The following is a 20,739-nucleotide window of genomic DNA, read 5'->3' on the forward strand; positions in this document are numbered from 1 at the left end:
CGTCGTAGGAAGCGATCTCTTCACGGCCGGCTGGAACGCGCATGGATTTCGGGCTCAATCTTCCTTCGTACGGGTCGGTGGCGTCGCCTGGGACGATCGTCCGGTTCGCGGAAGAGGCCGAGCGGATCGGGCTCGGGGCGGTGTGGACGTTCGAGCGGCTGCTGCGCGTCGTGGAGCCGGTCTCGTACGGCGGGTTCGCGCCGTCGGCGCCGCTGCCGAGGGCGTTCGCGACCGTCTATGACCCGCTGGAGACGTTGAGCTACCTCGCGGCGCGGACGAGCGGGATCCGGCTCGGGACCAGCGTGATCCCTGGTCCGTTGCACAGCCCTGTCGTGCTGGCCCGGCGGCTGGCGACCCTCGACGTGCTCAGTGGCGGGCGGCTGGTGGTCGGGCTCGGGCAGGGGTGGATGCGGCAGGAGTTCGCCGCGGCCGGTGTGCCGCCGGAGCGACGGGGTGCGCGGTTCGCGGAGCACGTCGCGGCGATGCGGGCGGTGTGGGGGCCGGACCCGGTGCGGTTCGACGGGGAGTTCTACGAGATCGCGGAGTCCCAGATCGGTCCGAAGCCCGTACGGCCGGGCGGGCCGCCGTTGCTCGCCGGTGCCGTCGCCCCGGCCGCGGTGGCGCGCGCCGCGCGGCTGGGGCTCGGGCTGAACCCGGTCGTCATGTCCTGGGAGCAGCTGGACGAGACGGTCGCCGGATTCCGGCGGGCGGCGGAGCAGGCCGGGCGCGACCCGGCGTCGTTGCCGCTCGTCGTACGGGTCAACGGCTCCGTCACGGCCAAGCCGCTCGACGAGCGGGCGCCGCTGACCGGATCGGTGGATCAGGTTCTGGAGGATCTGCCCCGGGTCCGGTCGCTGGGCGCCGAGCATGTGCTGTGGGCGATGCGGACGCATCCGGACGCGCAGCTCGCGGTGATGGAGGAGCTGCTGGCCCGGGCGCCGTCGTGATCCACGACGCCCGGGCCGTCGGCCGTCAGTGCGGGGCGGCGCCGGCCGCGGCGGCCATCGCCTCGACCGCCTTCTCGGCCTGCTCCACGGTGTGCCGGCCGAGGCCGCAGGCCGTGGCGACCGCGTACGCCTCGCGGTCGGCGGCGGCCTCGAGGAGGCTCAGGCTCTCGACGCCGCCTCCGGGGTCGGTCGCGGCAGCGGTGCCCGCGATGATCCTCCACTCGCGGTCGAGCCGCCGCAGCGGACGGTAGAACTCCTCCGTCCGGGGCGCGGGGTTCGCGCCGTACGCGGCCGGGATGTGGACCGGCGGCAGCGGACGGCCGCGGCCGCGGAGTCCGGCGGCGAGGAGGTTGAGGTATGCGACGGCCGGCCCGAGGTCCCGAGGGGCGAGGAGCTCGGTGTTCCCGAGGTTGCCGTAGCAGAGGTGCAGGATCACCTCCGCGTCCGCCGGGAGGCGGGCGAGCAGGCCGGCGCCCTGGCGGGCCAGCAGCCGCGCGGCGAGGGATCGGCCGCCCGGCATTCGCTTGGCCATGTCCATTCCGACCAGGACGGACGGGGTCTCCAGATGCCACACGACGTCCTGGCCGACGTCGGGGGTCAGCGCGGTGACCTCGTCGACGGTCGCCTGCGCGAACACCGGCAGGTACCGCAGGGACCGCCAGGGCCGGCCCTCGAACACGAAGATCGCCAGGTCGAGCGGGTTCGGCAGGCTGACCTGCAGCCGTACGTCGGCGAGTGCCGGCTGCTCGGCGCGCAGCGCGCGGAACTCCTCCAGGATCTCCCGGAGCCGGTCCTCGCGGTTCATCGACACGTCCGACGGCCGCAGCCGGTGGCCGCGGCGCACGCCGTACGAGCGCATGTCGTCGTAGCCGCTGTACTCTCCGGGGCGCTTCAGCGCGAACGCCGGCCGCTCGGCGAGGTCTCGCAGGTAGGAGACGATCCAGTCGGAGTCGAGGTCGCAGGGCAGGGCGGTCAGCCGGTGGCCGTCGGCCTGGTCGACGATCCACCGCATGGCCTGCCGCGGGGAGCCGCACAGGTCCGGCGGCAGACTACCGACAAAGTGCATGGGGCGTGACATAGCGTTACTTTCGCATGGAACGCCCCATTCTGGCGAAGATCGCCGCCGTGACATCGGGAAGGCCGCACCCCGCCGGGTCGCGGCTGTTCCATTTACGGTCGGCGGAAGCGGGATCATTCGGACCGGCCGTCCTTGCGGCACCGCTCGGTGACAAACGATGATCCAATCTCGGGGGCGAGCGAAGCGTCCGCCGGCGCGGGGAGGCGGAAAGAACGATGACGTCACGTGGCCGGGCCGTACGGCTCTCGGTGTCATCCGTGATCGTCGCGGCGTTCGTGCTCACCGGCTGCAGCGGTGGCCACGCCGAACGGGCGGTACCGCCGGTCCGATCCGGCGAGGCGACAGCGGTGGCGGCACAGAAGCCGCTGGCAGCGCCGAGACTCTCCGTGGATCCGGCCTTGCGGCCCTCGGGAACGCCGAAGTTCATCGTCGCGGCGGCCGCACCGGAAGCGGTGTTCGACCCGCCGAGTGCCAAGGACGCGACGTCCTACATTCCCGCGCATGCCGTCGTCCTCGACGCGGAGACCGGGCGGGTGCTTCACACGATCAAGACGCCGCCGGAGATCTTCTCCTCGTGGTCGGTGGTCGCCGCGGCCCCGGACGATCGGACCTTCGTCATCGCCGGCACGACCGGACCGGGCGCCGGCTTCGCCTTCTACACGGTGCGTCTGGACGACCAGGGCCGGCCGGGGGCCGCCAGCAAGGTTCGCGCGCCGATGCCGGCGGGCGGTCCGCACTCCCCCGACGGCGGACTGATGTGCGCACTGAGCCCGGACGGCCGGCGGCTCGCCTACACCTCGATGGCCACGGGCGGGGTCGTCGTCGTGGACATCGTCACGGGCGTGGGACACACCTGGACCGGGCACGGGGCGCTCGTCACCGGTCTGAGCTGGGCGAAGGACGGGCGTCACCTGTGGCTGTGGACGGGGGCAACGCTCAAGACGCTGGACGCGACGGGATCGGACACCGAACTCGCCCCGGCGGTGCGACCGGTCGCCAACCTGCCCGACGCGTACGACGGAGTGGTCACCCCGGACGACCGAGCGGTGCTCGTCTTCACCGGGTCGCGCCTCGAACGACGGCCGCTGGACGGTGGGGCCGCCCAGACGCTCGCGCACCTGCGGAGCAGCGCGGACGGCCTGGGTGGCCTGACCCTGGATGGTTCCGGCCGGTTCGCGCTGTACACCCAAGGCTGGCGCATCCACCGGGTCGACCTGACCACCGGGCGTACGAGTTCGTTCCGCGTTCCCGTCGGTAAGCGGCAGGGCAAGGGCGACGCACCGGGCGTCGCGTGGTGATCCACCGGCCTACGGTTTGCGGGCGTACCCCAGGTAGGTGACGACCGGGCGGTGGTCCGGGTCGAGGACGAAGGGGCACGCCTCGGCGATGTCGTCGTCGGTGATGCGGCCGCGCCGGCGGGCGAGCACCGCGGTGACGAGGTCGCGCGGGCGGGTCGGTTTGAAACCGCAGACGTCCTCGCCGTGCAGGCCGTGGCGCTCGAGCACGCGGGCCACCTCGGCCGGTGGGCGCAGGCGCGCCGCGGCGTACCGCCCGCGCGGCATGATGCGCGTCTGCGGAACGCCCTGGAAGGCGCCCAGGTAGATGAGCCGGGATACGAGCGTCCGCGCGACCGTGTCGTACATCAGCGCACCGCCGGGTCGCAGGACCCGGGCCGCGTGCCCGACGACACGGTCCAGGTCCGGGGTGATCTCGAACGTGTCGGCGTAATAGGCGAGGTCGAACGATCCGTCCTCGTGGCCGAGGTCCTCGGCCGTGCCCGTCTCGTGGACGATCCGGTCGCCGTGCCGCTGCCGCGCCAGCGCCGTCGCGGAGGGCGACGGGTCGACGGCGGTGACGTCGAAGCCGAGCCCGCTGAGCGCCGCGGCCAGGTCGCCCCGGCCGCTGCCGACGACCAGCGCCCTGCCGTCGCGCCGTTCCAGCACGCGCTGGACGTACTCCACGCGCACCTTCTGAAAGGCGACCGCCCGGATGTGGCGTCCGTCGATCGCGTCGGGTGAGTCCAGTTCGATGTGCGGTGCCGTCATGCCACGCCTCCCGAGTGAGTTCCCTAAAGGAATCTAACAGGGTTCGTTTCCTGAGGGAACTCGGGGTACATTCGGGGCGTGACCCGGACCCGACTCGCCGACGTGGCCTGCTCGATCGCGCGCGCGACCGACCTGTTCGGCGACGCCTGGACGGCGCTGATCATGCGTGACGTCATCACCGGTGTGACGCGTTTCGACGACATCGCCCGCGACCTGGGCATCTCGCGGAAGGTGCTCGCCGCCCGGCTGACCCGCCTCGTCGAGGAGGGCGTCCTCGTCCGCGAGCGTTACCAGGAGCACCCGCCGCGCGACGACTACCGCGCGACGCGCAAGGGCGAAGAGCTGTACCCCGTACTGCTCGCCCTGATGGAGTGGGGCGACCGCTGGTACGCCCAGCCCGCCGGGCCGCCGGCCCTCATCCACCACCTCGACTGCGGCCACGACACGCACGCCGTGGCCGCGTGCGCGCACTGCGGCGAACCGCTCACCGTGCACAACACGACTCAGCTTCCGGGGCCCGGCGGGCGGGTCGGCCCCGGCACCCGCGTGCTCGGCCCGCTCATGGCCGCCCGCGGGGCCGACGCCGGAAAATGAGAACGTCCAGGTCGGCCCGTACGGGGCCGGCCTGGACGTTCTGATCAGAAGCGATCAGACGAGGTCGAACCGGTCGAGGTTCATCACCTTGTCCCACGCCGCGACGAAGTCCGTCACGAACTTCTCCTTGGCGTCATCGCTCGCGTAGACCTCCGCGAGCGCGCGCAGCTCGGAGTTCGACCCGAAGACGAGGTCGGCGCGGGTGCCGGTCCACTTGACCTCGCCCGTGGCGTCGCGACCCTCGAACGTGGTCGCGTCCTCGGACGTCGACTTCCACGTCGTGCCCAGGTCGAGCAGGTTGACGAAGAAGTCGTTGGTCAGGGTGCCGGGGTTCGCGGTGAAGGCACCGAGCTTCGACTGCTGGTGGTTGGCGCCCAGGACGCGGAGGCCACCGACGAGGACCGTCAGCTCGGGGGCGCTCAGGGTCAGCAGGTTGGCCCGGTCGAGCAGCAGGTACTCGGCCGGCAGCCGGTTGCCCTTCCCGACGTAGTTGCGGAACCCGTCGGCGGTCGGCTCGAGCGCGGCGAACGACTCGACGTCGGTCTGCTCCTGCGACGCGTCCGCGCGGCCCGGCGTGAACGGGACCTCGATCTCGAAGCCGGCGTCCTTCGCGGCCTTCTCGACGGCCGCGCCGCCGGCGAGCACGATCAGGTCGGCGAGCGAGATCTGCTTGCCGCCGGCGTTGAAGGTCTCCTGGATGTTCTTCAGGGCGCTCAGCACCGTCGCCAGCTGGTCGGGGTCGTTGACCTCCCACCCGGCCTGCGGCTGGAGGCGGATGCGGGCACCGTTGGCGCCGCCCCGCTTGTCACTGCCGCGGAAGGAGGAGGCCGACGCCCACGCCGTGGACACGAGCTGGGACACCGTCAGGCCCGAGGCGAGGACCTGGCTCTTGAGAGAGGCGATGTCCTCGGCGTCGACGAGCTCGTGCGTCACCGGCGGCAGCGGGTCCTGCCACAGCAGCACCTCGTCCGGGACCTCCGAGCCGAGGTAGCGCACGACCGGGCCCATGTCGCGGTGGGTCAGCTTGAACCACGCCCGGGCGAAGGCGTCCGCGAGCTCGTCGGGGTTCTCCAGGAAGCGCCGCGAGATCGGCTCGTAGACCGGGTCGAAGCGGAGCGCGAGGTCGGTCGTGAGCATCGTCGGCGCGTGGCTCTTCGACGAGTCATGGGCGTCGGGAATGGTGCCCGCGCCCGCGCCGTCCTTCGCCGTCCACTGGTTCGCGCCGGCGGGGCTCTGCGTGAGCTCCCACTCGTACCCGAACAGGGTCTCGAAGAAGGTGTTGTCCCACTTGGTCGGGGTGGGCGTCCACGTCACCTCGAGACCGCTGGTGATCGCGTCGCCGCCCTTGCCGGTGCCGAAGGTGCTCTTCCAGCCGAAGCCCTGCTCCTCGATCGGGGCGGCCTCGGGGTCGGGGCCGACGTTGTCCGCCGGGCCCGCGCCGTGGGTCTTGCCGAAGGTGTGACCGCCCGCGATCAGGGCGACCGTCTCCTCGTCGTTCATCGCCATCCGGCGGAACGTCTCACGGATGTCGCGGGCCGCGGCGAGCGGGTCCGGGGTGCCGTTCGGGCCCTCCGGGTTGACATAGATCAGGCCCATCTGGACCGCGCCCAGAGGGTTCTCCAGCTCACGGTCGCCGGTGTAGCGCTCGTCGCCGAGCCAGGTGGTCTCGGGACCCCAGTAGACGTCCTCCTCGGACTCCCAGACGTCCGCACGGCCACCGCCGAAGCCGAAGGTCTTGAAGCCCATCGACTCCAGGGCGACGTTGCCGGCGAGGATCATCAGGTCGGCCCACGAGATCTTCTGGCCGTACTTCTGCTTGACCGGCCACAGCAGGCGGCGCGCCTTGTCGAGGTTTCCGTTGTCCGGCCAGCTGTTGAGCGGGGCGAAGCGCTGCTGACCGGCCCCGGCGCCGCCGCGGCCGTCGCTGATCCGGTAGGTGCCCGCGCTGTGCCACGCCATCCGGATGATGAGCGGGCCGTAGTGACCGAAGTCGGCCGGCCACCAGTCCTGCGAGGTGGTCAGCACCTCGGCGATGTCCCGCTTCACGGCCGCGAGGTCGAGGCTCTCGAACGCCTCGGCGTAGTCGAACTCCTCGCCGAGGGGGTTGGCCACGGCGGGGTTCTTGGCGAGGATCCTCAGGTTGAGCCGATCCGGCCACCACTGGCGGTTTCCGCCGCCCTGCGTCGGGTGCGCGGCACGCCCGTGCGCGACCGGGCAGCCTCCTCCGGCCTCCTCCGTCTTCGGCTCAGTGCCGATCGCGTCATGGTTCTCGGTCATGGAAACCCCTCCGGACTAGTCGAATCACAATGCTCAGGAACTACGGGCGGTGGAACAGTCGGAGCACAGGCCCCAGTAGATGACCTCGGCCTCGTCGATCGAGAAGCCGTGGTCGTCGGACGCGGTGAGGCACGGCGCGTCGCCGACCGCGCAGTCGACGTCGGCGACGACACTGCACGACCGGCAGACGATGTGGTGATGGTTGTCCCCCACGCGTCCCTCGAACCGGGCCGGGCTGCCGGGTGGTTCGATACGGCGTACGAGTCTCGCGGCGGTGAGCGCGTGGAGGGCCTCGTACACCGCTTGAAGAGAGATATGACCCACGCGGCCGCGCACGCCCGAGGCGAGCGCCTCGACGTCCAGGTGGTCACCGTCCCGGACGGTCTCGAGCAGTGCGACGCGGGCGGCCGTCACCCGCAGGCCGGCACCGCGCAGCTCATCGGCGGTGGTCGGAGTCCGGGGTTCGGTCATGCCGCCCAACCTATCGCCAAAAACACGAATGATTCAAGGGAACGAACCTTCCAAGTTTCGTAACGCGTCAGGCAAAGGGACGGTTCTGCCCGCTCGCGGCCCCCGTCTCCGCCGCGGCGCTCGTGCTGTGGCTCACCGGGATGGAGACCGCCGGGCGGCCACTGGTCGAGGCGGAGACGGACGGACCGGGTCGGCGGCGGGCTCAGCCTGGTTCGCCGACTCGGTACGGGTGGACCGCTCCGTACGGGTGGACGGCTCGGGCGACTGGACGCCGGCGGACCGGGCGGCCGAGGCCGTCCGCTCGGCGGGCAGCCGGACGGTGAAGGCCGCACCCGCGCCGGGGCGGCCGTCCACCTCGATCGTGCCGCCGTGGCCGTCGACGACCTCGCGCACTAGGGCCAGCCCGAGGCCGAACCGGCGGCCCGCCCCGTGCTCCCCGCGGGCGAACCGGGTGAACAGCCGCTCGGCGTCCCGCGGGTCGAGCCCCACGCCGTCGTCGCGGACCTCCAACTCGACCATGGCTCCGTCGCGGGAGAGCGTCATCGTGATGTGGCCGCCGGGCGCGGTGTGGCCGAAGGCGTTGTCGACCAGTGAGGTGACCACCCGCCGCAGCGCCGGTTCGACGCCGCGCACGACGTGCGGGCCCAGGTCCCGGAGCCGTACTTCCAGGGTCACCTCGCGCGCCTCGGCGCGGGCGCTCTCGGCGATGATCAGGCCGTCGGCGAGGGCGCCGAGGTCGACCGGGCCGAACAGCCGGCGCGTCTGCCTCAGCTGCGCGGACAGGAGCAGGTCGTCGATCACCTCGCCGAGCTGGCGGGTCCCGGTGACCATCCGGCTCACCTCGACGGCCAGGGCCGACGGGTCGGCGTCGGGCCGCAGCCGCCGTTCGAGCAGCTGCGCCCGCGTGTGCAGCTGGGTCAGCGGCGTGCGCAGCTCGTGGCTCGCGTCGGCCACGAACCTCCGCTGCCGGGCGAGCGCCTCGCCCAGCGGCGCGATCGCCCGGCGGGCGAGCAGCTGACCCACGAGCAGCGCGGCCACCAGCCCGGCGGCCTCGGCCGCGGCCAGCGCGACGTACAGGCGACGCCGCTCCTCCACCTGGTAACGCAGGTCGATGAGCGCCTGCCGGACCACGCCGGCCCGGAACTCGGTCCGTACGATGTAGGCCCGCGCGCCGACCGTGAACCGGCCGATCCGGGGACGGTGGTCGGCGGCGACCCGCCGCAGGTCGGTGCGCAGGGGCAGGTCGGTGGGCGCCCCGGGCGACGCGGTCAGGGCGTCACCCCGCAGTTCGAACAGCCAGATGCAGGGCGGCGGGTGGGCGATGTCGGCCCGCGCGACCGCGACGGCCAGGTCCCGCCGTGCGGAGGAGACCTGACCGTCGATCGTCACGCAGTAGACCAGCACCCCGACGAGTGCGATGACGAGGGTGACCGCACCGGCGACCTGAGCGGTGATGACCATGCGGGCGCGGACCAGCAGACGGCGCTCGAGGTCCGGTGCTCTGGTCACGGCTCTCCCGTCCGGTGGTCCGGCGATCCGCTCACGGCTCCCCCGCATGTCGCCCCCGATCCGACTCACAGCTCACCTGCCCGGTAGCCCACGCCGCGCACGGTGCGCACGGCCTTCCGGCCGAGCTTGTTGCGCAGGTAGTAGACGTAGGTGTCGACGATGGACTCCGCCTGTGCCGCCTCGAAGACGCGTTCGCGCAGCGCGGCGCGGGTGTGCACCTGGTCGGGGCGCGCCGCCAGCACCCGCAACAGCTCGTACTCCCGGCCCGACAGCGCCACCTGCCCGCCGTCGGGCAGGGTCACGACCCGGGTCGTCAGGTCGAACCGACCGTCGCCCAACGGCAGGACCTGGGCGCTGTCGCGGTTGCGTCGGTGCAGGGCGCGTACCCGCGCGAGCAGCTCGTCGACCTCGAACGGTTTGATCAGGTAGTCCTCGGCGCCCGCGTCGAGCCCGGCGACCCGGTCGGCGAGGGCGCCGAGCGCGGTCAGGACCAGGACGGGGGTGGCGACCGCCCGCCGGCGCAGCCGGATCAGCAGGTCGAGGCCGTCGATCGCGGGCAGCCCCCGGTCAATGATCATCGCGTCGTACGACCGGCTCAGGCCTAGATGCAGGCCGCGCTGACCGTCGCGGGCGACGTCGACGATGTAGCCCTCGTCGGCGAAGAGCCGGGCGAGCATCTCGCTGAGTTCCGCGTCGTCCTCGACGAGCAGAAGGCGGGACCGCGGGACGTCCCGCGGCTCGACTTGGGCGGTCATGACACCACCGTGTCATCCCGCATTCGATCTTGGTCAGAATTTCGGTCAAAACCGTAGATCCTCGGCGCCATCGGCGGCTACGCGGACCGTGGTCCACCGGCGGCCGGTCGGCCGCCTTCCGATCGCGAAGTGCTGGGCACCACTCGGACGGGTCGCCGGCGAGGCGGCTTTCGGCGGCACCCGGGCCACCGGGACCGCCCTTGACGAGCCACTGGCCCGTTCCGGCCAGATGAAAAGCGCACGGGTGTGATACGCGGCAATTTTCACGAACCGCGAAAGACGCCTTCCATGCCTGCACCCGCTGATGCGGCCGCCGGCGAACCCGCCCCCGACGGCGGCCCGGTCATGCCTGGAGATCGACCGGATCAGCGGGCCGTCCTACCGCGCGGTCGAGGAGCGGCCCGTGGCCATGGTCACCGGACCGCCCCGTCGGCCGTCGCTTCGCTGTTCACGACGTGGCAGGCGAGCCGATGCCCGCCGGACTCGGGAAGCATGAGCGGTTCGGCCCCACGGCAGCGATCTTCGGACAGCGGGCATCGCGGGTGGAAACGGCATCCCGGCGGCGGGTCGGCGGCGTCGGGGACCTCCCCGGTGACGACCAGGTCGGCCGGCGGAGCGTCGAGCCCAGGGTCGGCGATCGGCACCGCCGCCTGCAGCGCCCGGGTGTACGGATGCCCCGGGGTGTCGGACACGACGTCCCACGGTCCGTACTCGACGATCTTTCCGAGATACATCACCGCGATCTGGTCGGCGAGATGGCGCACCATGCCGAGGTCATGAGAGATGAACACGAACGTCAGTCCGAGCTCGCCGCGCAGCCGGGCCAGCAGGTTGATGATCTCCGCCCGGACCGACACGTCCAGCGCCGACACGGGTTCGTCCAGCACGAGGATCTGTGGCTGGACGGCGAGCGCCCGGGCGATCCCGATGCGTTGCCGCTGTCCGCCGGAGAGCTGGTGGGGGTACCGGTCGGCGGTCGACGGCGGCAGCCCGACCGTGTCGAGCAGCTCTGCGACACGGCCCGTACCGGCCCCCAGCCGGTGCACCGTCAGGACCTCGGCCAGCGCGGCGCCGATCCGCTGTCGTGGATCGAGGGAGGCGTACGGGTCCTGGAACACGAGTTGTACGACGCGCCGCAGTTCGCGCAGTTCTCGTCGCTTGGCGAGGTCGATCCGCCGGCCCATGATCTCGACGCTGCCGGAGTCCGGCCGTTCGAGTCGTGTCAGCAGTCGCGCAAGTGTCGATTTCCCGCAGCCGCTCTCTCCGACGACGCCGAGCACCTGACCGCGTCCGACGCTCACGCTCACCCGGTCGAGCGCGTGGACCTCGCCGCGCCCCGGCGTGCGGTAATGCTTGACGACGTCGCGGACCTCGATCGCGATCTCGCCCTCTGCAGCGGGCATCGGCCGGTCAGGCACGGGTGGTCACCTCCGCGGACGGCGCGCGCCATTCCCCGCGCGGCACCCAGCATGCGGCTCGTGAGCCGCCACGGTCGATCAAGGGAGGTTCCTCCGTGTCACAGCGATCCTGTCGTTCGGGGCAGCGCGGCGCGAACGGGCAGCCCGGCGGGAGCGCGGACAACGCGACCGGGCTGCCGCCGATCTGCGGCAACGGCGCCTGGTGCGGGTCGGCCGGTGTCGGCAGCGAGCGCAGGAGGCCGTCGGTATAGGGGTGGTTCGGGGTGGCGAACAGCTCGCGCGTACGAGCCACCTCGATGCCCCGGCCGGCGTACACGACGGCGACCCGATCGGCGATCCGCGCCACCACGCCGAGGTCATGGGTGATCCAGACGACGGCGAGCCCGTACTCGTCCCGCAGCCTGGAGACCAGCTGGAGGATCTGCTGCTGGATCGTCACGTCCAGCGCCGTGGTCGGCTCATCGGCGATCAGCACCTTGGGCCGGGGCGCGATCGCGCACGCGATCAGCACCCGCTGCCGCATGCCGCCGGAGAGCTGGTGCGGGTAGAGCCTCATCAGCGCCCGCGGCGACGGCAGGCCGACCTCGCCGAGCACGGTCAGCGCCCGTTCGCGGGCCTCCTCCTTCGACCAGCCGTGCGCCCGCAGCCCCTCGGTCACCTGTCTGCCGACGCGCATCATCGGGTTCAGGGAGGTCATCGGGTCCTGGTAGACCATGCCGATCTCGGCGCCGCGTACGGCACGGCGCTCGGCCTCGCGCAGCGCCACCAGATCCCGGCCCTCCAGGAGGACCTGACCACCGGTGACGGAGGCGCCGATCGGCAGCAGGCCGGCGATGCTCAGCGCGGTGAACGACTTACCCGAACCGGACTCGCCCACCACGGCGAGGGTCTCGCCGCGGTCCACCTCGAGGTCGATCCCCCGCAGGATCTCCAGCGGCCCGGACGGGGTGCGGATCGCGGTGTGCAGGCCGCGTACCGCCAGCATCGGTTCGCTCATGGGCGGGAGTCCCTTCGCGGGTCGAGTGCGCTGCGCAGGCCGTCGCCGAGGAGGTTGAGCGCTATCACCGCGACGACGATCGCGAGCGCCGGGAAGGTCAGCGTCCACCACGCGTCCGCGACGGTGTTGCGGGCCTCGGAGACCATCAGGCCGAGGCTGGGCGTCGGGGGCCGTGTTCCCAGGCCGAGGAACGACAGCGCGGACTCGGTGAGGATCGCCCAGGACAGCGCCAGCGTCACCTGCACGATGATCGGCGCGCTGACGTTCGGCAGTACGTGGCGGAGGAGGATCCGCGGCAGTGGCGTGCCGAGCACCCGCTGCGCCTTCACGTACTCCGAGGCGCCGACGGCGAGTGTCGGTCCCCGCGACACGCGGGCGAAGATCGGCGTGTAGACGACGGCGATCGCGATCGCGGTGTTCTGCCATCCGCTGCCCAGGGCGCTGACGACCGCGAGCGCCAGCAGGATCGCGGGGAACGCGAAGAGAATGTCGACGAAGCGGCTGACGACCTGGTCCACCCAGCCGCGGAAGAAGCCGGCGCTGATGCCCAGGATCGAACCGATCACGGCCGCGGCCGCCACCGAGACGACCGCGACCCGCAGCGACGTCCAGATTCCGACGGCGGCCCGCGCGGCGATGTCCCGGCCGAACTGGTCGGTACCGAACCAGTAGCCGCCGGACGGACCCTGCAGCCGGGCGGCCGGGTGCTGCGCGATCGGGTCGTGCGGCAGCGCCCCGAACGCGCCGAGCACGGCGACGACGGCGAGCACCAGGATGACGGTCAGGCCGATCCGCCCGTTGCGGTCCCGCCAGACCCGGGCGAGCAGCCACGACCGTCCGGGCGCGGCAGGAGCGGAGTCGACGGGCTCGGCCACCGTGATGGGGAGACTCATGCTGCACGCGTCCGTGGGTCGATGATCCGGTAGAGCAGGTCGACGAGCAGGTTGACGAATACGAACAGCACCGCGATGACCAGCACCGTGCCCTGCACCACCGGGTAGTCCCGGTTGGAGATGGCGGTGAACAGCAGGCGTCCCATCCCTGGCAGCGCGAAGATCTGCTCGATGATCACGGTGCCGCCGAGCAGGTAGCCGAACTGGATACCGGTCAGCGTGACGATCGGGATGGTGGCGTTACGCAGGATGTGCGAGGTTCGGACCCGGCCCGGCGACAGCCCCTTGCCACGTGCGGTGCGCACGTAGTCGGCCTCGGCCATCTCGACGTACTCCGATCGGGTCGTGCGCATCACGTTGGCCGCGAACGCGACCGCGAGCACGAGGGACGGGTAGAGGATCTGGCTCATGTTCCCCGCCACCGAGCGGGTCAGCGGCACGAACGTCCCGGTGTCGGGGAAGTAGTGGAACGCCTCGGCGAGGAACGTCACCACGGCGGTGCCGAGCACGAACTCGGGGATCGCCAGGCCGAACAGCGACGCGCCCTGGGTGAGCGAGTCGGAGGCCCGTCCCGGCCGGCTGCCGGCGAGCACACCGAGCAGCACGCCGAAGGCGGTACCGATCGCCGCGGACAGCACGGCGAGTTCGACCGTCACCGGCAGCGCCGAGGCCACCAGGCCGGTGACGGACTGGCCGCTGGTCAGCGACAGCCCCAGGTCGCCGTGCGCGACGCCCGAGATCCACCCCCAGAGCTGAGCGAACCAGGGCTTGTCGATCCCGTAGAAATGCTCGAGCGAGGCCCGCTGCGCGGGGGTCAGCGTTCCGGACTCGACGCCGAGCGACGCGGTGATCGCGTTTCCCGGAATGGCGCGCAGGACGACGAAGACGACCACCGTCACCCCCAGCAGGGTGATCAGCGCGCCCAGGAGCCGGGCCCCCAACCATCGCCAGTTCAGCATCGGCTCACCACTCTCAGGACGCGCCGGCCAGCGAGCTGAGCAACTCGTCCGGCCGAGGCGTGAACCCGTGGACGCCCGAGCGGACCAGGTAGTAGTCGTCCGAGCGGAACATCCAGACCCACGGGGACTCGGCCAGCAGCTCCTTCTGGAGGTCACGGAAGGTCTGCTGCCGCTTGCCGTCGTCGCTGGTGGAGTTGCCCTGATTGAGCAGGCCGGACAGCGTCGAGGAGTCCAGGCCCGCCGGTTTGGCGAGGCTGCCGCCGGAGGCGTAGTAGCGCCCGTACATCAGGTACGGGTCGTACGAGCCACCGTTCAGCGCGACGGCGGCGTCATAGTCCGCCGCGAGCCACGCCGACACGTACGGCCCGGTGGACAGCTGCTTCAGCTGCAGGTTCACGCCGATCTTGGACAGCTGCGACTGGAGGTTCTGGGCCTCGGCACCGGCGGTGGCGTACTCGCCGGTCTCGACGATGGTGCTGAGGGTGAAGCCCTTCGCGTAACCGGCCGCGGCCAGCATCGAGCGCGCCTTGGCCACGTCACCCGGTGTGCAGGGCAGGCCGTCCGTCGCCGAGTACGCGAAGGCCGGGCTGGTGATGGGGCCGGTCACGGTGCCGTCTCCGTAGGCCGCCGTCTGCACCACCTGGTCGCGGTCGATGGCGCAGCTGATGGCCTGCCGCACCTGCTGGGTCCGCAGCGGGCCCTTCCGGCCGTTGAGCATCAGGACGTGGTACGACAGGGCCGGCTGTTTGGCGAGCGAGTACGCGCCGGACTTACCGGCCTGGCGAGCGACGCCGGGGTCGGAGATCAGGCCGAGCTGGAACGCGCCGGCCTTCATCCCGGACAGGATCGACGACTCGTCCGGGATGACCCGGAACTCGAGTTTCTTGATCTTCGGCACGCCGCCGTAGTACTTCGCGTTGCCGGTGAGGACCACCTGCTGGCCGGGGTTCCAGGCGCTCCAGGCGAACGCTCCGGTCCCGTTGGGCTTCTTGCCGACCGTCCCGGCGGAGATGTCCTTGGCGGACTCGATCGAGGAGTTCACCGACGCCAGCGAGTAGAGGAGCGACGCCGACGGCCCCGACAGGTGCAGCACGACCGTGGCGTTGTCAGGGGCGTCGACCTTCTCGATCGCGGTCAGGTTGGAGCGGACGACCGCACCGGTCTTCTGGTCGAGAATCCGCTCGATCGACGCTTTGACGTCGCCCGAGGTGAACGGCGAACCGTCCTGCCAGGTCACGCCCTGGCGAAGGGTGAAGTCGACGGTCCGCCCATCAGGCGAGACCTTCCACTGGGTCGCCAGGTCGGGCTGGATCTGGCCGGTGGGGCTGGTCGTCACCAGCCTGGAGTAGACGAGACCCAGTGTCTGCTGGGTCTGGAACGCCGTCGCCAACTGCGGATCGAGTTTGTCGATGTCGCCCGTACGGGCGACGACGAACGTGGAGGCGCCGGATGAGGACGAGGAATTCTGCGAACCGCTGGGCGAGCAGGCGGCCAGTCCCGCCGCGACGGTCGTGGCGGCGGTGAGGGCGATGGAGGTGGACCAGAACCGGATACCGCTACGGCCGGGCGAAGTGAGGGTCGTCATGGAAGGTCCTCCGAGCAACGGGTTAATTGCAGACGTTAATGGTTGACCTTAATGACAGACAATAGGTTAACCATTAACATCTCCCTCGTGTCCGAAATTACCCGGCTCACCGTTGACCCGCTGGTCACCGCCGTCACCGACCTGCTGGGGGCGTCCCCCGACGGGAGCGCCGCCCCGCCCGGGGCGCTCGTCGCCGTCGCCGAAGGCGGCCGGGTGCGCTACGCCGCCGGAGGGCTCGCACGGCACGGCACGGCCGGAGGGACGGCAGTGACCAGCGGGTCACTCACACGGCACAGCACGGCCGGACGGCCGGTCGAGATGAGCTGGGCCACGAGAACGGACGCCGGGTCGGTGAGCAAGGTCGTCGGTACGACGGCCGCGCTGATGGCGCTGGTGGACGCCGGCGAGGTCACCCTGGACGCACCGATCGCCCGCCACCTGCCGGAACTCGACCGGCACGGCACCGTCCGCGACCTGCTCGAACACCGCGCCGGCCGGTGGGAATGGTGGCCGCTGTACCTGAAGGGCGTCCGCGGCGACGACGCCGTCTCACTCGCCGCCCGCCTGCCGCTCCGCTACCGGCCGGGCGAGCGCCGGCACTACTCGGACCTCGGGTTCATCCTGCTCGGCGCGCTCGTCGCACGCGTCGGCGGCGACCTCGCGGCGGCCGTGGACGAGCTGGTGCTGCGACCTTTCGGGCTGACCGAAACGCGCTACGCCACGCCCGCACCCGGTGGACCTGTCGCCGCGAGCTCCCCCGGCGACACCATCGAACAGGACATGATCCGCACCGGAGTCCCGTACCCGGTCGACGGCGCCGTCACCGACTTCGACGGCTGGCGTGACCATGTGCTGGTCGGTGAGGTGAACGACGGCAATGCCTTCCACGCGTTCGACGGAGTCGCCGGACACGCCGGGCTGTTCACGACGGCCGCCGACCTCCTGCGGTTCGCGACGGGCCTGCTGAGCCGGCTGGACGGTGACGGGCCGATCCGGCGTGACACGGTCGCCGAGTTCCTCACCGCCGGCGCCGACCCTCATCAGGCGCTGGGATTCCGCGTCTGGGACCTTCCCTCCGGTCCCGCCGTCGGGCACACCGGCTTTCCCGGAGTCGCGTTCGCGGTACTGCCCGAGCACCGAGCCGGAGTGGTGATGATCACCAACCGGCTGCACGCGGGCGGCCCGCCCCGGGCGACCGAACGAATGTGGCTGCGGGTACTCGCCGCGGCAGAGGACCACCTGAGGAGACCGCGATGGACCTGACCGTCATCGGCATGATCAGTGGTACGTCCTATGACGCGGTCGACGCCGCCGCCGCCGACTTCTCGCTGATCGGTGAGGAGGTCGTCTGCCGCCCTCGCGGGCTGTACAGCGAGGCCGTCCCGGACGAGCTCCGGGCCCGGATAGCGGCCGCCCTGCCGCCGCACCCCACGACGATGGAAGAGGTGTGCCGGCTCGACACCGAGCTGGGCCGGCTGTTCGGCTCGGTCGCGGCGGCGGCCAACGAGCGCCTCACCGGCGGGAGCGCGGACCTGATCGTCTCCCACGGGCAGACCGTCTTCCACTGGGTCGAGGGCCCGCACGCGCTCGGCACGCTGCAACTGGGGGCCGCGGCCTGGATCGCCGAAGCGACCGGCGTGACCACCGTCTCCGACCTGCGTACGCGCGACGTGACCCGTGGCGGCCACGGCGCGCCGCTCGCCTCGACGCTGGACGCGCTGCTCGTGCTGTCGGACGAGGTACGGCGCGGCTCGCTCAATCTCGGCGGCATCGCCAACATCACGGTGCGCGACGCGCACGGAAACGTGATCGCGTACGACCTCGGGCCCGCGAACGCGCTGATGGACAGCGCCGTCAGCGACGCCACCGCGGGCGCCGAGCGAATGGACGCCGGGGGTGCGCGGGCGGCACGGGGCACGGTGCACGCAGCGCTGCTCGATCGGCTGCTCGCCGAGCCGTACTACCGCGCCGAACCACCCAAGTCCACCGGCAAGGAGCTCTTCCACGCCGACTACGTCCGTGCCGCCGTCGGCGGGCTCGACATCGGAACCGACGACCTGCTCGCGACGCTCACGGAACTGACCGCGAGGCTCGTGGCCGACGCGTGCCGGGCACACGCGCTGGCCGAACTCGTCGTCGCGGGCGGCGGGGTGCGCAACCCGACCATGATGCGGCGGATCGCCGAGCTCTCGGCACCGGTGCGCGTACGGCCGATCGAGGACTTCGGCCTGCCGGCGCAGGCGAAGGAGGCGTACCTGTTCGGGCTCCTGGGCTACCTCTCCGTGCACGGCATCGAGGGCACGATCGCGTCGGCGACCGGCGCGCGTACCGGCTCGGTCCTGGGATCGCTGACCCTTGGCGCGGCCCCGCTGCGGCTGCCGGAGCCCGCGGCCACCCGGCCGTGCCGGATGGCCGTCAAATGATCTCCTGTCGGGAGGCGGTCACCGACGACCTGCGCGCGATGGCCGGCATCTTCGTGGCGGCGTGGCGGGCCGGGTATCGAGGCGTCGTGCCGGATGAGGTGATCGACGCCCTCGACGCCGACACCGTCGCAGCCGACCTGGCCGCGGGGCTGAGCGGCCCCGGCCTCACGACCGTGCTCGCCGTCGACGGCACCGGGCGGCCGGCCGGGTTCGTCCGCTACGGCGACGACGCCGATCACCCCGGCGAGGGTTATCTGGCCGCCCTCTACGTCCATCCGGCCGCCTCGGGGGCGGGCGTGGGGCGTGGCCTGCTCCAGCACGCGATCGACGCGATGCCCGGCGTGGACGTCCGGCTGTGGGTGTTCGAGGACAACGACCGCGCACGCACGCTCTACGAACGAGCCGGATTCCGTCCCGAGGGCGTGCGGCTGGTCGATCCACGCTGGCGGGCACCACAGGTGCGGTACCTCCGCCCGGCCCCTCGGTAAAACCGAAACCCGAATCGGGTTCCATTACGACGTCCTCGGTCCTATCGTTGCGTCGAACAACCCAGTTGCTGTGGAGGGCCGATGCCCGAGACGACGACCGCGTACCGGATCTGCCCCCTGTGCGAGGCCACCTGCGGCCTGGAGCTGACGATCACCGACGGCCGGGTCACCGGCGCCCGGGGCGACCGCGCCGACGTCTTCAGCCACGGCTTCGTCTGCCCCAAGGGCGCGACCATCGACGAGTTGGAGAACGACCCCGACCGGCTGCGCTCCCCCATGGTCCGCGACGGAGACGGCTGGCGTGAGGTCGGCTGGGAGGAGGCCTTCGCGACGGTGCGCCGCGGCCTCGACGGAGTCGTCGGACGCCACGGCCGCCAGGCGCTAGCCCTCTACCTCGGCAACCCCAACGTGCACACCCTGGCGGGCGGCCTGTACGCCGGACCGCTCGCGCGGGCGCTCGGCAGCACGAACGTCTACTCGGCGAGCACCGTCGACCAGATGCCCAAGCACGTCTCCAGCGGGCTGCTGTTCGGCGATCCCCTCGCCATCCCGGTGCCGGATCTGGACCGCACCTCGTACCTGCTGATGCTCGGCGCCAACCCCCTCGAGTCCAACGGCAGCCTGTGCACCGCCGCCGACTTCCCCGGGAAGCTGAAGGCGCTCCGCCGGCGCGGCGGCACCCTGGTCGTCGTCGACCCGCGCCGGACCCGCACCGCCCGCCTCGCCGACCGGCACCTGCCGATCCGGCCGGGCGCCGACGCGTACCTGCTGTTCGGCGTCGTGCAGACCCTGTTCGCCGAGGGGCTCGTCGCCGACACTCCCGGTGTCGACGGCGTGGCGGACGTGGAGCGGCTCAGCCGCGACTTCGCCCCCGAGCGGGTGGCGGAGGTCTGCGGCGTCCCGGCCGAGGACATCCGGCGGCTGGCCCGCGAGCTCGCGGCCGCACCCGGCGCGGCCGTCTACGCCCGCATCGGCACCTGCACCGCCGAGTTCGGCACGCTCACCAACTGGCTGGTCGACGTCGTCAACGTGCTGACCGGCAACCTCGACCGGCCCGGCGGCGCGATGTTCCCCCTGGGCGCGCACCGCCGCCCGGGCAAGGGCACCGGACCCGGCTTCCGGACCGGGCGCTGGCGCAGCCGCGTCCGCGGACTGCCGGAGGTGAAGGGCGAACTGCCCGCCACCACTCTGGCCGACGAGATCCTCGCCCCCGGCGAGGGCCAGGTGCACGCCCTGATCACGGTGGCCGGCAACCCGGTCCTGTCCACGCCCGGAGGCGAACGCCTCGGCGACGCGCTCGACGGCCTGGAGTTCATGGTCAGCGTCGATCCGTACCTGAACGAGACGACGCGGCGCGCCGACGTCATCCTCCCGCCGCCCCCGCCGAGCCGGTCTCCGCACTACGACATCGCGTTCGGGGAGTTCGCCGTGCGCAACAACGCCCGGTACTCCCCACCCGCGCTCCCCCTCCGGGACGGGGAACTTGATGAGTGCACGATCCTGTCCCGCCTCATCGGCATCGTGTCCGGCCAGGACGCCGACGCCGACATCGACGAGTCGGTCATCGCCCATCTCCTCGGCAAGGCGATCGCCGACCCGTCCTCCCCCGTCCACGGCCGGGACCCGGCGGAGCTGCGCCCGCTGCTCACCGGCGACACCCCGGCGCTGCGCCGCCTCGACCTCATGCTGCGCCTCGGAGCGTACGGCGACGGCCTCGGCGCGAACCCCGGCGGCCTGTCCCTCCAGGCGCTGCGGGACGCACCGCACGGTATCGACCTCGGCCCGCTGAAGCCCCGGCTGCCCGAGGTCCTGCGGACCCGATCCGGCCGGATCGAGCTGTGCCCGCCGCCGCTGGCCGAGGACACCGGCCGCCTCCGCGACGGCCTCGCCCGCCGCCGTACGGGCCTGGTCCTCATCGGCCGCCGCCACCTGCGGTCGAACAACAGCTGGATGCACAACCTGCCCGGCCTGGTCCGGGGGTCGAACCGCTGCACGCTCCAGGTCAACCCCGACGACGCCGGCCGGCTGGGGCTCACGGACGCCGGAACGGCCAAGGTGACGAGTACCGGCGGCACGATCGAGGCCGAGGTGGAGGTCACCGCCGAGGTCATGCCCGGCGTCGTCAGCCTTCCCCACGGCTGGGGTCACGGCCTGCCCGGCACCCGGATGACCGTGGCCGCCGCGCACCCCGGGGCGAACGCCAACGCCCTCACCGACCCGCTCGCCCTCGACCCGCTGTCGGGCAACGCCGTCCTCAACGGGGTCCCGGTGGAGGTCCAGCCCGCCTGACGGACGGGGCG

18 protein-coding genes are annotated in these 20,739 nt (G+C 72.0%); 7 read left to right on the forward strand and 11 right to left on the reverse strand.

What is annotated here, in order from left to right; translation table 11 throughout:
• Window positions 1–41 precede the first annotated feature (41 nt).
• Window positions 42–947, forward strand: coding sequence for a TIGR03619 family F420-dependent LLM class oxidoreductase (locus tag ACQP2O_RS35210; protein ID WP_433172735.1), 906 nt, complete (start codon window positions 42–44; stop codon window positions 945–947).
• 25 nt (window positions 948–972) lie between these two features.
• Here the strand turns inward: ACQP2O_RS35210 and ACQP2O_RS35215 are convergent, their stop codons facing one another.
• Entirely contained in the window at window positions 973–2,013 is a 1,041-nt protein-coding gene (locus tag ACQP2O_RS35215) for a hypothetical protein (protein ID WP_433172737.1), read from the reverse strand.
• A 227-nt stretch (window positions 2,014–2,240) separates the two neighbouring features.
• Here ACQP2O_RS35215 and ACQP2O_RS35220 point away from each other — a divergent pair, with 227 nt between their 5' ends.
• The gene (locus ACQP2O_RS35220; RefSeq protein WP_433172739.1) at window positions 2,241–3,323 is read left to right on the forward strand and encodes a hypothetical protein; all 1,083 of its coding nucleotides are present in this window, start codon (window positions 2,241–2,243) and stop codon (window positions 3,321–3,323) included.
• Between the two features lie 9 nt (window positions 3,324–3,332).
• On the opposite strand, the gene ACQP2O_RS35225 is transcribed toward ACQP2O_RS35220, so the two are convergent.
• Complete coding sequence (locus ACQP2O_RS35225) at window positions 3,333–4,070, reverse strand: class I SAM-dependent methyltransferase (RefSeq protein WP_433172741.1); 738 nt, start codon at window positions 4,068–4,070, stop codon at window positions 3,333–3,335.
• 78 nt (window positions 4,071–4,148) lie between these two features.
• Between ACQP2O_RS35225 and ACQP2O_RS35230 the strand changes: the two genes are divergently transcribed.
• Entirely contained in the window at window positions 4,149–4,664 is a 516-nt protein-coding gene (locus ACQP2O_RS35230) for a winged helix-turn-helix transcriptional regulator (protein ID WP_433172743.1), read from the forward strand.
• Between the two features lie 54 nt (window positions 4,665–4,718).
• Here the strand turns inward: ACQP2O_RS35230 and katG are convergent, their stop codons facing one another.
• From katG to ACQP2O_RS35275, 9 genes are all read right to left on the reverse strand, one after another.
• A complete protein-coding gene (gene katG, locus ACQP2O_RS35235) occupies window positions 4,719–6,941 on the reverse strand; it encodes a catalase/peroxidase HPI (RefSeq protein WP_433172745.1) in 2,223 nt (740 codons plus the stop codon).
• A gap of 33 nt (window positions 6,942–6,974) precedes the next feature.
• The gene (locus ACQP2O_RS35240) at window positions 6,975–7,412 is read right to left on the reverse strand and encodes a Fur family transcriptional regulator (RefSeq protein WP_433172747.1); all 438 of its coding nucleotides are present in this window, start codon (window positions 7,410–7,412) and stop codon (window positions 6,975–6,977) included.
• Window positions 7,413–7,544: 132 nt separating this feature from the next.
• Complete coding sequence (locus ACQP2O_RS35245; protein ID WP_433172749.1) at window positions 7,545–8,921, reverse strand: sensor histidine kinase; 1,377 nt, start codon at window positions 8,919–8,921, stop codon at window positions 7,545–7,547.
• Window positions 8,922–8,986: 65 nt separating this feature from the next.
• Complete coding sequence (locus ACQP2O_RS35250; protein WP_433172751.1) at window positions 8,987–9,676, reverse strand: response regulator transcription factor; 690 nt, start codon at window positions 9,674–9,676, stop codon at window positions 8,987–8,989.
• Between the two features lie 413 nt (window positions 9,677–10,089).
• A complete protein-coding gene (locus tag ACQP2O_RS35255; protein WP_433172753.1) occupies window positions 10,090–11,094 on the reverse strand; it encodes an ABC transporter ATP-binding protein in 1,005 nt (334 codons plus the stop codon).
• Window positions 11,087–12,091: an ABC transporter ATP-binding protein gene (locus ACQP2O_RS35260; RefSeq protein WP_433172755.1), complete on the reverse strand. Its 1,005-nt coding sequence runs from the start codon at window positions 12,089–12,091 to the stop codon at window positions 11,087–11,089. The genes ACQP2O_RS35255 and ACQP2O_RS35260 overlap by 8 nt, the downstream gene beginning before the upstream one ends.
• Window positions 12,088–12,984, reverse strand: a complete 897-nt coding sequence (locus ACQP2O_RS35265) for an ABC transporter permease (RefSeq protein ID WP_433172757.1) — start codon at window positions 12,982–12,984, stop codon at window positions 12,088–12,090. Before ACQP2O_RS35265 ends, ACQP2O_RS35260 begins: the two co-directional genes overlap by 4 nt.
• A complete protein-coding gene (locus ACQP2O_RS35270) occupies window positions 12,981–13,943 on the reverse strand; it encodes an ABC transporter permease (RefSeq protein ID WP_433172759.1) in 963 nt (320 codons plus the stop codon). Before ACQP2O_RS35270 ends, ACQP2O_RS35265 begins: the two co-directional genes overlap by 4 nt.
• A 13-nt stretch (window positions 13,944–13,956) precedes the next feature.
• The gene (locus tag ACQP2O_RS35275; protein WP_433172761.1) at window positions 13,957–15,528 is read right to left on the reverse strand and encodes an ABC transporter substrate-binding protein; all 1,572 of its coding nucleotides are present in this window, start codon (window positions 15,526–15,528) and stop codon (window positions 13,957–13,959) included.
• A gap of 87 nt (window positions 15,529–15,615) precedes the next feature.
• Between ACQP2O_RS35275 and ACQP2O_RS35280 the strand changes: the two genes are divergently transcribed.
• From ACQP2O_RS35280 to ACQP2O_RS35295, 4 genes are all read left to right on the forward strand, one after another.
• On the forward strand, window positions 15,616–16,791 hold the full coding sequence (locus ACQP2O_RS35280) for a serine hydrolase domain-containing protein (RefSeq protein ID WP_433172763.1): 1,176 nt from the start codon (window positions 15,616–15,618) through the stop codon (window positions 16,789–16,791).
• Entirely contained in the window at window positions 16,782–17,951 is a 1,170-nt protein-coding gene (locus ACQP2O_RS35285; protein WP_433172765.1) for an anhydro-N-acetylmuramic acid kinase, read from the forward strand. The genes ACQP2O_RS35280 and ACQP2O_RS35285 overlap by 10 nt, the downstream gene beginning before the upstream one ends.
• Window positions 17,948–18,439: an N-acetyltransferase family protein gene (locus ACQP2O_RS35290; protein ID WP_433172767.1), complete on the forward strand. Its 492-nt coding sequence runs from the start codon at window positions 17,948–17,950 to the stop codon at window positions 18,437–18,439. The genes ACQP2O_RS35285 and ACQP2O_RS35290 overlap by 4 nt, the downstream gene beginning before the upstream one ends.
• An 81-nt stretch (window positions 18,440–18,520) precedes the next feature.
• Window positions 18,521–20,728, forward strand: coding sequence for a molybdopterin oxidoreductase family protein (locus ACQP2O_RS35295; protein ID WP_433172769.1), 2,208 nt, complete (start codon window positions 18,521–18,523; stop codon window positions 20,726–20,728).
• Window positions 20,729–20,739 lie beyond the last annotated feature (11 nt).

The organism is Actinoallomurus sp. CA-150999 (assembly GCF_050942425.1).
GTDB lineage: Bacteria > Actinomycetota > Actinomycetes > Streptosporangiales > Streptosporangiaceae > Actinoallomurus.

Bases quoted from the DNA above. Each gene is read 5' to 3' on its own strand.
- ACQP2O_RS35220 (WP_433172739.1), top strand. From the start codon at position 2,241: ATGACGTCACGTGGCCGGGCCGTACGGCTCTCGGTGTCATCCGTGATC.
- katG (WP_433172745.1), bottom strand. From the start codon at position 6,941: ATGACCGAGAACCATGACGCGATCGGCACTGAGCCGAAGACGGAGGAG.
- ACQP2O_RS35210 (WP_433172735.1), top strand. From the start codon at position 42: ATGGATTTCGGGCTCAATCTTCCTTCGTACGGGTCGGTGGCGTCGCCT.
- ACQP2O_RS35240 (WP_433172747.1), bottom strand. From the start codon at position 7,412: ATGACCGAACCCCGGACTCCGACCACCGCCGATGAGCTGCGCGGTGCC.
- ACQP2O_RS35285 (WP_433172765.1), top strand. From the start codon at position 16,782: ATGGACCTGACCGTCATCGGCATGATCAGTGGTACGTCCTATGACGCG.
- ACQP2O_RS35265 (WP_433172757.1), bottom strand. From the start codon at position 12,984: ATGAGTCTCCCCATCACGGTGGCCGAGCCCGTCGACTCCGCTCCTGCC.
- ACQP2O_RS35225 (WP_433172741.1), bottom strand. From the start codon at position 4,070: ATGACGGCACCGCACATCGAACTGGACTCACCCGACGCGATCGACGGA.
- ACQP2O_RS35295 (WP_433172769.1), top strand. From the start codon at position 18,521: ATGCCCGAGACGACGACCGCGTACCGGATCTGCCCCCTGTGCGAGGCC.
- ACQP2O_RS35290 (WP_433172767.1), top strand. From the start codon at position 17,948: ATGATCTCCTGTCGGGAGGCGGTCACCGACGACCTGCGCGCGATGGCC.
- ACQP2O_RS35215 (WP_433172737.1), bottom strand. From the start codon at position 2,013: ATGCACTTTGTCGGTAGTCTGCCGCCGGACCTGTGCGGCTCCCCGCGG.
- ACQP2O_RS35275 (WP_433172761.1), bottom strand. From the start codon at position 15,528: ATGACGACCCTCACTTCGCCCGGCCGTAGCGGTATCCGGTTCTGGTCC.
- ACQP2O_RS35260 (WP_433172755.1), bottom strand. From the start codon at position 12,091: ATGAGCGAACCGATGCTGGCGGTACGCGGCCTGCACACCGCGATCCGC.
- ACQP2O_RS35270 (WP_433172759.1), bottom strand. From the start codon at position 13,943: ATGCTGAACTGGCGATGGTTGGGGGCCCGGCTCCTGGGCGCGCTGATC.
- ACQP2O_RS35250 (WP_433172751.1), bottom strand. From the start codon at position 9,676: ATGACCGCCCAAGTCGAGCCGCGGGACGTCCCGCGGTCCCGCCTTCTG.